At 44.1% G+C, this 15,562-nt stretch carries 10 protein-coding genes and 1 pseudogene; 6 read left to right on the forward strand and 5 right to left on the reverse strand.

Annotation, left to right across the window (positions count from 1 at the left end; all coding sequences use genetic code 11):
- The first annotated feature begins 89 nt into the window (after positions 1 to 89).
- On the forward strand, positions 90 to 4,460 hold the full coding sequence (locus tag Bovatus_RS25795) for a GH92 family glycosyl hydrolase (RefSeq protein ID WP_004297427.1): 4,371 nt from the start codon (positions 90 to 92) through the stop codon (positions 4,458 to 4,460).
- A gap of 63 nt (positions 4,461 to 4,523) precedes the next feature.
- On the opposite strand, the gene Bovatus_RS00920 is transcribed toward Bovatus_RS25795, so the two are convergent.
- The 3 genes from Bovatus_RS00920 to Bovatus_RS00930 all read right to left on the reverse strand — a co-directional run bounded on the left by Bovatus_RS00920 (position 4,524) and on the right by Bovatus_RS00930 (position 5,445).
- Entirely contained in the window at positions 4,524 to 4,745 is a 222-nt protein-coding gene (locus tag Bovatus_RS00920) for a hypothetical protein (protein ID WP_004297428.1), read from the reverse strand.
- A gap of 62 nt (positions 4,746 to 4,807) precedes the next feature.
- On the reverse strand, positions 4,808 to 5,221 hold the full coding sequence (locus Bovatus_RS00925) for a DUF3990 domain-containing protein (RefSeq protein WP_004297430.1): 414 nt from the start codon (positions 5,219 to 5,221) through the stop codon (positions 4,808 to 4,810).
- Positions 5,218 to 5,445 (reverse strand): DUF3791 domain-containing protein, encoded by a 228-nt coding sequence (locus Bovatus_RS00930; RefSeq protein WP_004297431.1) that lies wholly within the window; start codon positions 5,443 to 5,445, stop codon positions 5,218 to 5,220. The genes Bovatus_RS00925 and Bovatus_RS00930 overlap by 4 nt, the downstream gene beginning before the upstream one ends.
- A 170-nt stretch (positions 5,446 to 5,615) precedes the next feature.
- Here Bovatus_RS00930 and Bovatus_RS00935 point away from each other — a divergent pair.
- Positions 5,616 to 5,789, forward strand: a pseudogene (locus Bovatus_RS00935) (DapH/DapD/GlmU-related protein); the annotation flags it as partial.
- Positions 5,790 to 6,180: 391 nt separating this feature from the next.
- On the opposite strand, the gene Bovatus_RS00940 reads toward Bovatus_RS00935, so the two are convergent.
- Together Bovatus_RS00940 and Bovatus_RS00945 are read right to left on the reverse strand one after the other, a co-directional pair.
- On the reverse strand, positions 6,181 to 6,618 hold the full coding sequence (locus tag Bovatus_RS00940; protein WP_004319314.1) for a DUF6078 family protein: 438 nt from the start codon (positions 6,616 to 6,618) through the stop codon (positions 6,181 to 6,183).
- A gap of 171 nt (positions 6,619 to 6,789) precedes the next feature.
- Positions 6,790 to 8,547, reverse strand: a complete 1,758-nt coding sequence (locus Bovatus_RS00945; RefSeq protein ID WP_004319306.1) for an AAA family ATPase — start codon at positions 8,545 to 8,547, stop codon at positions 6,790 to 6,792.
- 252 nt (positions 8,548 to 8,799) lie between these two features.
- Here Bovatus_RS00945 and Bovatus_RS00950 point away from each other — a divergent pair, with 252 nt between their 5' ends.
- From Bovatus_RS00950 to Bovatus_RS00965, 4 genes are all read left to right on the forward strand, one after another.
- Positions 8,800 to 9,279 (forward strand): DUF456 domain-containing protein, encoded by a 480-nt coding sequence (locus Bovatus_RS00950; RefSeq protein ID WP_004297440.1) that lies wholly within the window; start codon positions 8,800 to 8,802, stop codon positions 9,277 to 9,279.
- Between the two features lie 111 nt (positions 9,280 to 9,390).
- Positions 9,391 to 11,250, forward strand: coding sequence for a right-handed parallel beta-helix repeat-containing protein (locus Bovatus_RS00955; protein WP_004297441.1), 1,860 nt, complete (start codon positions 9,391 to 9,393; stop codon positions 11,248 to 11,250).
- A gap of 152 nt (positions 11,251 to 11,402) precedes the next feature.
- On the forward strand, positions 11,403 to 13,682 hold the full coding sequence (locus Bovatus_RS00960) for a glycoside hydrolase family 31 protein (protein WP_004297442.1): 2,280 nt from the start codon (positions 11,403 to 11,405) through the stop codon (positions 13,680 to 13,682).
- A gap of 1 nt (position 13,683) precedes the next feature.
- Positions 13,684 to 15,489, forward strand: a complete 1,806-nt coding sequence (locus tag Bovatus_RS00965; RefSeq protein WP_004297443.1) for a corrinoid protein — start codon at positions 13,684 to 13,686, stop codon at positions 15,487 to 15,489.
- The last annotated feature ends 73 nt before the right edge of the window (positions 15,490 to 15,562 follow it).

Here is a 15,562-nt window from a genome sequence, read left to right on the forward strand (position 1 = left end):
AAAGAGGATAAAGGGAGGGTGTGTCTTGAGTTACTGTAGACTTTCGATACACCCTCTTGTTATTATATACATCATAAAAATATAGGTAAATGATAAAGAAAAGAATACTCTCTTTGTGGATAAGTTTATGCGTTATCTGTATAGCCGGTGCCCAAGAAAAAGAACTGGCTTACTGTAATCGGCAAATACATAAAACATTGAAAGCTCTAGGAACTTCTTCGAAACTTCCGAGAGCTATTGAAGCCGGCAAGTCATCGTGGGATATGGTGAGTCCCCACGACTGGACAAGCGGATTTTTTCCGGGAGTCCTGTGGTATGATTACGAATACAGCCATGAACCGGAGATAAAGGTAAAAGCTGTTCATTTTACAAAATTGTTAGAGTCTCTGTCGAGTAAAGTTACCAGTCACGATATAGGATTTCAAATGTTTTGTAGCTACGGTCATGCCTATCGCCTTACGAAAGAGAACTATTACAAAGATACCCTGCTGAAAAGTGCGGACGAACTGGCAAAACTTTACAATCCCCGTGTAGGCACCCTCTTATCGTGGCCTTGGAAAGTGAAAGAAAGCAATTGGCCTCATAACACGATTATCGACAACATGATGAATCTGGAACTTCTTTTCTGGGCTGCCAAGCATGGAGGAGGGAAGAGGCTCTATGATATCGCTTTGTCTCATGCTCGTGTGACGAAAGCTAACCATTTCCGTACAGACGGTTCTTGCTATCATGTAGCTGTCTACGATACTATTACAGGAAAACTCATCAAAGGAATCACTCATCAAGGATATAACGACGCCTCGATGTGGGCGCGCGGACAGGCGTGGGCTGTCTACGGATATACGATGGTCTATCGTGAAACACGTGACAAAGAATATCTTCGCTTTGCCGAAAAAGTGGCAGACCTCTACATCCGTCGTCTGCCTGCCGACTTGATTCCTTATTGGGACTTCGATGCTCCCGATATCCCAACCGCTCCCAGAGATGCTTCGGCAGCAGCGGTTGTCGCTTCAGCTTTGTTGGAACTGTCGACGCTGGAAGACGATAAGGAGCGGGCAGATAAATATTATAAATTGGCAGAGAAGATGCTCCGCAACCTTTCTACGAAGAAGTATCAAAGCCGTGATAAGAATCCTGCTCTTCTGCTGCACTCTACCGGACACTATCCAGCCGACGATGAGATAGATGCCTCTATTATCTATGCTGATTATTATTACATTGAAGCGCTCATGAGATGGAAGAAGATACGTGCCGGACAATCTTTGTCCGAAGCGAACAAGTTCATGCATCCGGGTATTCTCCATACGAAAGAGAGCCTGGAGAGGATGAAATATTACATAGAACATCGGATAGAGCCGGCTTACAGTTCTTACCGATTGCTCGAAGCTGATTCTTGTGCTTCGTCCACTTATCAGATGCAAGGCCCTTTTGAAGTGATAGCTCGCTTGGGAGTGAACAAACATACCAAACGCCCTAGCGAAGACGATCATAAGGCGGCTTATCTCAACGCCTTGATGTGGACCCTCACCGGAGATGAAGCCCATGCCCGCAAGTCGATAGAGATATTGAATGCTTACAGCGCCATGCTGAAATTAATAGGTCCGAACGACAATGACGACCCACTGTGCGCCTCTCTACAAGGCAGTATGTTGGCGAACGCGGCAGAACTAATTAAACATACCTATTCCAAAGTCACTCCGGCGGAGATTGCCGGCTGGGAGAAGATGTTGCGAACGGTATTCATTCCTGTATTGGACACCTTCTTCAAGGCGAAGCCATATACAAACGGCAACTGGGGGGCTGCTGCTACCAAAGCATATATGGCCTTTGGTATTTTCCTGGAAGATGAGGCTCTCTACAATCAGGCAGTTCACTTCTATTACAACGGGCACGACAACGGAACGATTAAGAATTATATCGGCGAGAACGGACAGTGTCAAGAGAGCGGTCGCGACCAAGACCACGTAATGTTCGGCTTGGGTAATTTGGCAGAAGCCTGCGAAACCGCTTACAACCAGGGGGATGAGAAGATGTACGCCGCTTTTGACAACCGTCTGTTGACCGGTTACGAATATACAGCGAAATATAACTTGGGAGAATCCGTTCCCTTTACTACGTGGACTGATATTTCGGGCCGATATTGCAACTGGCAAACAATTTCGGACAAATTACGGGGAGTGTTTCGACCTATCTATGAGATCGTATACAATCATTACGTCACCCGCAAGGGATTGGATATGCCGTATACTCGCCGGGTTCTCTCCAAGATGTCAGCAGAGGGTGCTTCCAAATGGTGTGATGGCCCCGGCTATGGAACATTGTTCTTCCGGACGGACATGGATGATGATTATATTCGATATGCTGATCCATTCGTTGGTACTTCCGACAACGGACATACCTTTCCCGGAGCCTGCGTACCTTTCGGTTTCATTCAAGCAAGCCCCGAAACGGGTAATGACGAATGGAAGTATTGTAGCGGATATAACTTTGCGGATGATTCCCTTATCGGTTTCGCCCAAACGCATTTGAGTGGGACGGGGTGTCCCGATCTGGGAGACGTTCTTCTATTGCCTTTCAGTGGGGAAGTGAAAGACGGAGTCTATAGAAGCAAGTTTGATAAAAAATCCGAAAAGGCGTCTCCCGGATACTATGCCGTCCGACTGACGGATGCTGCTGTTGACGTGGAATTGACCTCCACGCAGCGTACCTCTTTTCATCGTTACGTTTATCATTCCACTGCTCCTGCCCACTTACTGGTAGACCTCCAGAACGGGATCGTTTGGGATAAAGAACGGCTGAAAACACATGTCTTGTCTGCTGAAATGGATATGCCCGATAATCATACCATCACAGGTCATCAAGTGGTAGAAAATTGGGTAAAGCGACAATACTATTATGTGATCTCTTTTGACAAACCGTATGTTGTACGTGAAGTGCTTTCATCGGCAAGAGGGGAGAAGGCGAAACGACTTATTCTTGATTTCGACCTTGCTGAAGGTGATACGCTACAAGTGAAAATAGCGCTCTCTTCCGTTTGCTTGGAAGGCGCGAAAGCGGCGTTAGCGAAAGAGAATCCGGGATGGGACTTCGACAAGATTCGTATGGAGGCCTGCCGGCAATGGAACAATTTGTTTGATCGGGTAAAGGTGACGGGTAGTGACGAACAGAAAAAGAATTTCTATACTTCGCTCTATCACCTGTTTATTCAGCCCAACGACATGGCGGACACGGACGGACGTTATCGGGGTGCTGACGATAAAGTGTATACCTCGAAGACGGGCTCTTATTATTCCACGCTTTCTCTTTGGGACACCTATCGTGCAGCTCATCCCTTGTACACCATTCTCTCCCCGGAGCGGGTGGACGGAATGATACAGAGTATGCTCGAACACTATCGCACGATGGGGTATCTTCCTATCTGGGCATTGTGGGGAAAAGAGGCACATTGCATGATAGGCAATCATGCTATCCCTGTCATCGTGGACGCCTATCTGAAAGGATTCCGAGGATTTGACGTGGAAGAGGCGTATGCCGCTATTCGTGGAAGTTCTACCGTAAGCCATCAACATTCGGACTGGGAGGTTTATGATCGTTATGGATATTATCCTTTCGACATCATCCCCAAAGAGTCGGTTTCCCGTACATTGGAGTCCACCTATGATGATTATTGTGTAGCCCGCATGGCGAAATCTTTAGGAAAAGAGAAAGATTATGCTTATTTCTCCCGCCGGGCTTCCTACTATAAGAATCTGTTGGATCCCTCAACGACTATGATGCGGGGAAAGGATTCGAAAGGAAAATGGCGTACACCTTTTAATACATTCTTATTGTCTCATGCCGCTACTTCCGGCGGAGATTATACAGAAGGAAATGCCTGGCAATATACTTGGCACGTGCAACACGACGTGGAAGGATTAATCGATTTATTCGGGGGCAAAGAGAAGTTCGCTAACAAACTGGATTCTTTATTCTTTTTAGAATCATCCGCGGAAAATACAGGGTTTACGCAAGACGTGACCGGACTTATCGGACAATATGCACATGGCAATGAACCTAGTCATCATGTAGCTTATTTGTATAACTATGCCGGACAACCTTATAAAACCCAACAACTCATTCGTGAAATTTTTGACCGTTTTTACCTCCCCAAACCGGATGGATTATGCGGAAATGATGATTGCGGACAAATGTCAGCATGGTATATATTCTCTGCAATGGGATTCTATCCGGTAAATCCGATTGGGGGAGAATATATATTGGGAGCACCACAGGTGGAAGAAGTTACTATTTCATTACCGAATGATAAAACGTTCACGATGCAAGCAAAAGGATTGTCGCATGAGAATAAGTATGTGAAGTCGGTAACGTGGAATGGCAAACCCGTTGAGAATTTCAGGATACATCATTCGGAAATTATGAAGGGAGGGGAGTTGGTATTTGTAATGACCGATAAATATTGAGTGTTTTCGATTAGCTCTCATGCACACATATCGGCTGTCTGTATTATGGGGGAGTATTTGATTTTAATCAATAGTCCCCTTTTCTATTTCCTGTTTTAAAAAACTGTAGACATATATGGCTCCTTGATAATATAAGCCGGAACGTTCGTCTTCTAATTTTGCGAAAGTTTCAGAAGAATACAGTACATCCATAGATTTTTGCAAATCCCATCCGTAGTCGCTCATAAGCATTTCTATCAGTTCTTTTCCTAAAGATTCAACTAAAAATTGTTTTTCCTTATTCATAACTTTTTAGTAAATTAATTGCAGCGGGAGTTCCAAAGAAATATTGTATAGTAGGGCGGATATTATGATAATTCATTCACTAATTGTGATATGTTTATATATCCCTGAATAAATCGTCTTAATTGGAGACCTACAGTATCATCAGCAATGGGACCTATTACAATATCATAATCATGGGCTTGAATATTGGTATTATTGTTTCTATTTAATAGAATAAATTCAGCCCATTCTATGGTATATCCGCCAAACTGTTTGATTTTAATATCACTTTTACCATTTAGAATAGATTCATCAAACATAAACTTAGAAACAACAGGAACCCCTTTTCCTTGTCTGAATGTCGTTAAACTTGCCATCTTTTCGGCTTGTTTAATATCTTCACTCAGATAAAACCCTTTTCCGAAGTCTTTGCCTTTTCTTCCTTTATCAATATCTATTTGGGATATTTCTATATTTGAACCGTGGTAAAGAATCATGCTAAAGCTCCTCCATTTCGTTGACAGATTTTCGTTAAATCATCCACAGCTTCCTCTATGGAGAATGTATGTTCGATATCATAGAATTCTTCTAAGAAATCCAAGCCGGAAAAACGCTTCAGGTATTTGTATGCCTGACTGTTACTTAAGGAATATTTTTCAGCGAAAGCTCCTATACATCCCACAAAATATTCAATTCTGTTAGATAGTTCTCTGTTACTCATAATTCTTTCATTATAGGTGATGAATAAATTTGTTAGCCTTATATGAGGCTTTATTCAATCCTTAAAGACAAAGAAACAAATTAATGAGAGAACTTGCAAGTGTAGTAGATAAATTTTAACTATAACACTAAAAATAATCACTTGACCTCTACGACCGTATGATTCCTTTTGTGATTGAGGACAATGTTTGGATTGGCATAAATTCGACCATACTTCCAGGTGTAAGGATTGGCTATGGAGCGATAGTGGGAGCCGGTAGCGTGGTAACTAAAGATGTTCCGGCGATGACAATCGTAGCCGGCAATCCGGCACGAATCATCAAAAAGATAGAAACAAGCGAATAATATAATGGCTGTTTCCTGATGAGATAGGAATTATACCTGAAGAAACTGTAATTAATAAAGGTGCGTTCTAACTCTAATGAAGGTAAGGTAGTTGAAATAAATATCTTATCTTTTTCTCTTCAAATTCCTCTCACCTCTTCAACATCTTCTGCATCGCTTTGTTCATCGGTGATAGCGGGTGAAGGCCTAAGCTTCACCTGCCTTTTCATCAGGGTTTCTTTTGTTTTCAACTAGTTCCATTTTTTGTTTCATACTTTGAAACGAATGGTTTCCCATAGTGAAACAGTTTGTTTCTCGGTGAGAAACGAATCGTTTCACCGTATGAAACTTTTAGTTTCTAGCGCTGGAAACAAAAAGTTTCAGCAGGCTGGAAACTAGTTAGAACGCAGCTTTACCAATTATACTCATCCGTGTAACTGTCAAAGACTGGTTCTTCGGTGATACCTTTCCGGCGAAAAAGTTGGCGGATATAGTTTTGGTCCGCGGGGCTTAGGAAGCGTTCTTCGCGATAAAAGCGATAGTAAAGAGTTTTTCCGAAATGCCCGATCAGTTGTTGCTTGATGTTTGTTCCGTCCTTATAAGGTACGTTGTCCAGCAGGTGGCTGATACCCCATGCCACATGTATCTTTTCTGCGTTTTGGAAGTGAGGACAGTCAATGCCGGTGGCCGGAATACACATTGGGTTTACGATGCTGATGTAGGACGTGTCAGCGGTAGTGAGAAGTGCAGCCACCCGACGCAGGCAGTTACAAGCTTTCGGACATTGCTCGTTGTAGCAGCGGGCGTAGTTGAAAGGGACTGTTTTGTTTTTTAATTTATTGTCGTTCATTTTATATTGTATATTACATACATGATTGACAAAGGTAGTGCTTTTATTGTGGAAAGGTACAATTTGAAAAAGAAAAAACGTGAAAGGATGGGTGAAGGGAACACCCTTCACCTATAAACTGCTTATAGATAGGATAATACAAGGAAAAGTGAAGGGTGAAGAGATTGTTCATTATAACTCTTCGCATACCCGCATTTCCATACCTTTATATACCACTACAATCTTGTGTAGTTGCGTGGAGCCAATAGCTTGTTTCACCGTGTCCGTGTCGGCATAGCGGTTGGCCTGGGCGATGGCTTCCTGACGCAATTCCTCCACACGGTTTTCAGAATCGCGATATTTGGCGTACTTCAACTCAACGATGTAGCTGTGCTTCATGTCAGAATATATGTCCAACATGGGACAGAGGAAAATATCGACGTAACCCGCTTGTGTATCTTGCTCGGAGATAGGACGGTAGAAGCGGTTTTGCGCAGTCATGGCCAAGGTGAAGCCGTGAACGAAGAATTCGCCCTTTTGCTTGTCACGCTGGGATGCATAACGTTTCAGGCAGTCGGCAATGTAACTGAAATAGGCTTGCCAATTGCCATCATAGGCGAGCTGACTTGAAAGTTCGCTCTTTTCGTAGCTGCTGAAATTTAAGTCTGCGTCGTTGTAGGTATTCAGCAAATAAGTGTAGAGCTGCTCTTGAACCACCAGGTTCGGAATGGTCAGTTTGGTCTTGCCTTTATCTATTCCGCTAATGGTTAACATTCCGAAATAGTAGAGCAGGCTTATAAAATTGTCCGGATTGGTGATGTTGAGGGCAGGGAAACCCTTCTTCAGTTCACCGGTGATATAACCTTGACTCACTAAAGTTTGAATGACGGAAGCATCGTGTGCAAACTCCTTATCCTTTCGAATGAGCATACGCAGCTTTTCATAGTCGATACGTATATTATCTTCTATCATTTCTCGTGGCGCTTTGCCGTTATCTATGTAATTCTTCACGAAGTAGAGCACCATGTTGGAGTTGTACATGGTAGTTTCACCGTAACAATCCTGCGCGAAGCAATAATTGTCGTACCATGGTTTCATTATTTCTATCAATTCGTCAACAGTATGGCGGAAAGGACTGTTCGTTGAATAGTAAGTCAGCATTTCGCGCACTTCTTCTTCGGTGAACCCCATCATTTGGTTAAATTGAGGGGTAAGTGAGTAGTTTGTGCCGATGTTGAAGCCACTCGTCAGGTCATCCATCGTTACGGGGCTTACGCCGGTGATGAAACAACGCTCTATGCTGGAATAAGTTCCTGCCTTCACCTTATTGAAGAAAGCACGCAGATAACCTTCGCCATGCGTTTCATCAGTGTAGCGGTGCAAACTTTCCGCATCGGAAAGGATGGCGTTGGTGAAGTGGTCGTATTCGTCGATGAAGAGATACATTTTCTGTCCGGCACGTTCGCACTCCGAAACCAAATAGTCCAGTTGGTTGACAGCCCCGTCCTTTTCGTCCAATCGTTCTCTGATACCTTGTGGCAGGAGGTCAGAATAGACTTCACAGAAGAAGTCGAAGCGGATTTGGCAATGTGCATCCAGTCCTTTTCGATAATCGTTCAGTTCGCCGGTGATACCTGAAAAGTTGAGGTAAAGCACCAGATAGCTGTTGCGGTTTGCTGTGGGATGCTTCCCAATGTAGAGGTCGCCGAATAAGTCGTTGAACTTATCGCGGGTACGCACATCGTAGTAGTGTTGCAGTACGTTCAGCGTGAGGCTTTTGCCGAAGCGGCGGGGACGGATGAAGAAAAAGAACCGGTCTGCCTGCTCTATCATAGGAATGAAGCGGGTTTTGTCTACATAATAATAGTCTTCGCGGCGGATGACTGCGAAGTTCATCATACCGTAAGGCAAACGCTTTCTGTTGGGTACTATATATTCCATTGGATCCATCTTCTGTCCTCCTGCTGATTTCTTATTTAACAACTTGCTTCTTTAGCGTTAACGACACAAAGATAGTAAAAGTTCTTGTTGGGTACGAGGCATCCTCAAAAAAGTATTGGAAAAACTCATTCACACAAAGAACTACAGCCCTGACAAAGCTATTCTGAAACAGCAGTGAAGTGGCGGAAATAATTCTCGAGGTTAGCTTGTATATATTGAAAGATACTGTATTTTTGTGCAGAACTAAAAAAAGAACAGACTATGTTGGACATTATTTTGATTGTAATTAGTGCCCTTTGTATGATAGCCGGGTTAGCAGGTTGTATTCTGCCGTTTCTTCCCGGTCCGCCTATTGCTTATGTGGGGTTGATCATTCTGCACTTCACGGATAAGGTACAATATTCTACGACACAATTAATCGTATGGTTATTGATTGTAGCTGTTTTGCAGGTATTGGATTATTTCACTCCGATGCTGGGAAGTAAATATAGTGGCGGTAGTAAATGGGGGAATTGGGGATGTATCATAGGAACTCTTGTCGGTCTTCTTTTCTTGCCTTGGGGGATTATTCTCGGTCCGTTTCTAGGAGCGGTGATTGGTGAACTATTAGGAAATAAAGAGTTCTCGCAGGCACTCAAATCAGGTGTGGGCTCTTTACTCGGATTTATATTCGGAACTTTACTGAAGTTCGTTGTCTGCGGTTATTTTTGCTATCAATTTATCATAGGTCTTATTCGGTAACCTATTTGATGTTGTAAAACATTCGTAAGAATAACCTATCTATTGCCTTTACATAGAGTACTAAATCGATGTGTGTTCGTCTTTATTGAAGTAGCACATTGAGGTAGTACCATGAAAAAGACTTTTACTTATCTTTCTTTTATCATTTTCTTGGGGTGGTTTCCCTCGCTTTTTGCGGGAGAAATTTATGTATCCCTGCAGGGGAATGATAAGAATCCCGGGACAAAGGAAGCCCCGTTTAATACATTAAACCGGGCAATCAAGCAGGCTCGTGAATGGCGTAGACTAAATTGGCCGGAAGTAGCCGGAGGAATTTATATTCGTTTGGAAGAGGGTGTTTATGCCCAGCGCAATTCTCTGTTTCTTCGTCCGGAAGATAGTGGGACACCCGATTCTCCAACAGTGATTTGTGCAGTAGATGGGGCTCATCCTGTGATTAGTGGTGGAGTTGCTGTTACGGGGTGGAAGCGTGGATGTAATCATCCGGCAGTTCCTGAAAAGCTAAAGCAGAAGATATGGTCGGCAGAGGCTCCCCTAATAGGAAATAGAAGAGTAGAAACCCGGCAAATGTGGGTGAACGGTCATAAAGTTCAAAGAGCTGCGCAATTTCCTGACGGAGGATTGGAACGAATGATTGACTTCAATCCGGAAGAGCAGACAATTACGATCCCCGTTTCTCAAAGTGTAAATCCGGAAAGACTTCAAAATGCCGGTCAACTGGAAATGATTGTCCATCAACGCTGGGCAATTGCTATTTTGCGTGTGAAAAGTATAGACGCGAAAGACGGACAGGCTGTAGTTCGCTTCCATGAACCTGAAAGTCACCTAGAGTTTGCGCATCCCTGGCCGCAACCCGTCATCGGAGGAGAGAAAGGAAATTCTTCCTTTTGCCTGACCAATGCACTGGAATTGCTGGACCAACCCGGTGAATGGTTTCAGGAATATCCTTCCGGCACGATTTACTATTATCCGCAGGCAGGCGAAAATATGGAAACAGCTGAAGTGATTATCCCTGCCTTGGAAACTTTAGTGACCATAGACGGTACATTGTCCCGTCCGGTAAAGCATATACAATTTAACGGAATTACTTTTGCGCATACCTCCTGGATGCGTCCTTCTTTTCAGGGACACGTCACCTTGCAAGGGGGATTTCCTTTATTGGATGCCTATAAACTACAAGAACCGGGGCTTCCGGAAAAAGCGGAACTGGAGAACCAAGCCTGGATCACCCGTCCCGAAACAGCGATACGTGTAAGAGGTGCCGAGCATATTGATTTCAAGCATTGCACCTTCCGTCATTTATCGTCCACCGGACTGGATTATGAATGGGCCGTTACAGCATCGAGCGTCGAAGATTGTCAATTTACGGATATTGGAGGAACGGCTTTACTGGTCGGTGCATTTCCGGACGGAGGATTTGAGACGCACATTCCTTTTATTCCTGCTGACGTACGGGAATTATGTTCCCATATTACTATCAGAAACAATTTCATCAGTAATGTGACTAATGAAGACTGGGGATGTGTAGGTATCGGCGCCGGATATGTCAGAAACATGGATATTTCTCATAATGAAGTCTGCCATCTGAACTATTCAGGGATTTGTGTAGGCTGGGGATGGACATCGCTGGAGAGCGGAATGTGCAACAACCGGATAGAAGCAAACTATGTACATCACTTTGCCCGTCGGCTATACGATGCAGGCGGTCTGTATACTCTTTCCAACCAGCCGGGTTCCGTCATGCGAAATAATCGGATCGAACATTTAATCGAAGCCCCCTACGCTACGAATGACCGTGCTTTTTATATCTATCTGGATGAAGCTACGGACGGATATACAATGGAAAACAACTGGTGTCCCGCTGAACGTTTTGATTCGAACCGCCCCGGGAAAAAGAACGTGTGGAAGAATAACGGGCCTCAAGTGGCGGACAGTATTAAATACAAAGCCGGAAGAATAAAGCAAGATTGAAACAAATCAATGGATTAACATAGTCATCAATGTACTAGTATAGCAATCAATAAACTAATGTAATAATCATTAGAGCTAAACTAGTATGGTAATCATTCAAACTAATCTGATAATTATAGTAATCAATAAACGATATTTAATCAATAAAATAGATGAAACCAACGAACTATCACTTATTTGATTTCCTTGATTTCGATACCGAGTTATCAAGGAATGAGTCGCTTTGGAAAGCATACAAGCCAACGGCTGTTTATGAAAAGGAAGGAGATATTTACGTAACAGTTCCCTTTCAGAAGCAAAAGCTGGCTAACGATATGATGGCGGATACCGATGTTCCCCAGGAGGAATATACGTTAATCATCCGTCAGTATAACATCGGTATCACCCGCCTGTTTCTTGGCTTCGGTGATTATGTACTGACAGATGAGTCGGAAATGCTGCAATTCAGTGACCGGATTCAGAAAGTGCCCCTGTTTATAAAAGAACAAAAAGGAAAATGGATTCTTTCGACGGAGGACGGAACGAAGCGTGCCGTTATCAATGTGGAAGAGCCTCTATTAGACCGATGGAGCGAATTGCTTCCCGACCCTCAAGAAACGCTTGATATCACTTTATACCCTGACGGAAAGCGTGAAATCCGCTTGTCAGCCTACGACCATTTTTCGCCTCCCCGCTACGATGCGTTACCTGTTGCTTTTTGCAAACGCGACGGTCGGAAAGAACGTGCAACGCTTTCTTTTGAATGTAAGCCCGATGAATGTTTTGCCGGAACCGGAGAACGTTTCTTTAAAATGGACTTAAGCGGACAGACTTTCTTCCTGAAAAACCAGGACGGGCAAGGAGTCAATAACCGGCGTACTTATAAGAATATCCCCTTCTATCTATCTAGCCGCATGTATGGAACATTCTACCATACATGTGCTCATAGCAAGCTCTCGCTGGCCGGACATTCCACCCGTTCCGTACAGTTTCTAAGCGACCAGGCATTGCTGGATGTATTTGTAATAGGCGGTGATACGATGGAAGATATTCTTCGCGGTTATCGTGACCTGACCGGCTATCCGTCTATGCCTCCTCTTTGGAGTTTTGGCGTTTGGATGAGCCGTATGACTTATTTCAGTGCCGATGAAGTAGACGAAATATGCGACCGTATGCGTGCCGAACACTATCCCTGTGATGTAATTCATCTGGATACGGGCTGGTTCCGTACCGATTGGCTCTGCGAATGGAAATTCAATGAAGAACGGTTCCCCGATCCGAAAGGATTCATCGGGCGGTTGAAAAAGAACGGCTATCGTGTCTCTTTATGGCAACTTCCATACGTTGCGGAAAATGCAGAGCAGATTGATGAAGCCAGAGCCAATGATTATATAGCCCCATTGACCAAACAACAAGCGACCGATGGTTCCAACTTCTCCGCCCTGGATTATGCCGGAACAATCGACTTTACTTATCCGAAAGCAACCGAATGGTACAAAGGACTATTGAAACAACTCCTGAATATGGGAGTAACCTGTATCAAAACCGATTTCGGTGAAAACATTCACATGGACGCCCTCTATAAAGGTATGAAGCCGGAATTGTTGAACAACCTGTATGCCCTGCTTTATCAAAAGGCTGCTTACGAAATTACGAAAGAAGTGACAGGTGACGGCATTGTCTGGGCACGTTCCGCATGGGCGGGATGCCAGCGTTATCCTTTGCATTGGGGAGGCGATTCCTGTAGTTCTTGGGATGGAATGGCAGGTTCTCTGAAAGGTGGTCTGCATTTCGGTCTGTCGGGATTTGCTTTTTGGAGCCATGATGTTCCCGGCTTCCATACATTGCCCAATTTTATGAACTCGGTAGTAGCAGATGATGTGTACATGCGTTGGACTCAATTCGGCGTATTCACATCGCATATCCGTTATCACGGAACCAATAAGCGTGAACCCTGGCACTATCCGGCCATAGCTCCGTTGGTGAAAAAGTGGTGGAAATTGCGTTATTCGCTCATTCCATACATCATAGAACAAAGTAAACTAGCCATAGAAAGCGGCTATCCGCTCTTGCAGGCACTCATTCTGCATCATCCGGAAGATAAACTTTGTTGGCATGTGGATGATGAATACTATTTCGGCAATGATTTCCTGGTAGCTCCGGTGATGAACAGCGAGAACCGTCGGGATATCTATCTTCCCGAAGGAAAATGGGTGAACTTCTTTACGGGAGAACGTCTGGAAGGAGCATGCTGGCTGAAAGACGTATACGTTCCATTGGAAGAAATGCCCGTATATGTGCGTGCAAATGCCGTGATACCCATCTATCCGGAAGACGTGGACTGTACGGATGAAATGGATTTAAGCAAGAGCATGGCTTTACGCATAGATAATGATTATAAAGGATTTTGGACTATGATAGATTGTGGTAGAAAATTAATTAATTTAGTATAGTATGAAAACATGGAAGAGTAATTTAGAAGAAACAAAACAACGTTATATAAATTGGTGGAACCATAAAGGAATCATTCTCAATATGTGGGAGCACTTCCAGGAAGGAGTGCAACCACATGCAGAGATAACACCTCCCGCACTGGCAAAAGATTTGTCGCAAAAGTGGTTCGACCCTCAATGGAGAGCTGAATATCTGGACTGGTACGTAGCGCACAGCAGTCTGAAAGCGGATATTCTTCCGGTTGCGAATACCCAACTGGGCCCCGGCTCACTGGCCGCCATCTTAGGCGGAGTGTTTGAAGGTGGGGAAGATACCATTTGGATTCATCCCAACCCGGATTTCACCGATGAAATAGTCTTTAACCCCGAACACCCGAACTGGATTCTTCATAAAGAACTCCTGAAAGCCTGTAAAGCGAAAGCCAACGGACACTACTTTGTCGGTATGCCCGACCTGATGGAAGGACTGGATGTCCTGGCCGCACTGAAAGGAACGGATAGGGTATTATTGGACACAGTGATGCAGCCCGAAATCCTGGAACAACAGATGCAGCAAATTAACGACATCTACTTCAAAGTATTTGATGAACTATACGACATCATCCGTGAAGGCGACGAGATGGCTTTCTGTTATTTCTCGTCTTGGGCTCCCGGAAAGATGAGTAAACTGCAAAGTGATATTTCAACCATGATTAGTCAGGATGATTATCGCCGGTTTGTGCAACCTTTTATTCGTGAACAATGTCAGAAGATTGATTATACCCTTTATCATCTGGATGGAGTGGGAGCCATGCATCACCTGCCTGCCTTGCTTGAAATTGAAGAATTGAATGCGATTCAATGGACCCCCGGAGTGGGCGAACCACAAGGAGGATCTCCCAAATGGTACGATCTGTATAAGAAGATTCTGGCAGGAGGAAAGAGCGTGATGGCTTGCTGGGTGACATTAGACGAACTAAAACCCCTATTGGATCATATCGGCGTGGACGGTATACATTTGGAAATGGATTTCCATAACGAAAAGGAAGTGGAACAGGCCATGCGGATTGTTGAAGAATATACCGGTTCTTCTACTTCTGTAAATACCAATGAACATCAACAGGATGCCGACTTGGCAGCTACCGGACAGGAACGTATTTGTATACGGGAAGAACAACACCTGGAAGAGGATAAACTGAAACCTCTGTATGAAGCCATTGTTGCCGGGAAACTGGAACCTGCGGTTGAAATCACCCGGCAAGCCATTGCGGAAGGAGTAGCTCCCCAAATGATTATCAATAATTATATGATTAAAGCAATGGGCGAAGTGGGACAACGTTTCCAGGATGGAAAAGCTTTTGTTCCCCAACTGTTGATGGCAGGACGTGCTATGAAAGGGGCTTTGGAGCTACTGAAACCTTTATTGGCAGGAAGTGCTTCCACTACAATCGGTAAGATTGTCATCGGTACAGTGAAAGGAGATCTCCATGATATTGGTAAAAACCTAGTGGCTTCCATGCTGGAGGGTTGCGGCTTTGAAGTCATTAATATTGGTATTGATGTGACTTGTGACAAGTTTGTGGAAGCTGTGAAGGAAAACCATGCTGACATCTTGTGCATGAGCGCATTGCTGACTACTACCATGACGTATATGAAAGAGGTTATTCAGGCATTGGAAGAGGCCGGTATTCGTAATCAAGTGAAAGTGATGATTGGCGGAGCACCCGTCAGTCAGGGGTTTGCTGACGAAATCGGTGCGGACGGATATAGTGACAATGCGAATACAGCTGTAGCAGTTGCCAAAGAACTGATTGGAAATAAAAAATAGAATAAAAAGGCACGGATTACACGGATCAACACGGCTCTTAATTACATAGCCTATTAAAACCGTGAAATCCATG

Origin of the sequence: Bacteroides ovatus, assembly GCF_001314995.1 — a bacterium.
Lineage (GTDB): Bacteria > Bacteroidota > Bacteroidia > Bacteroidales > Bacteroidaceae > Bacteroides > Bacteroides ovatus.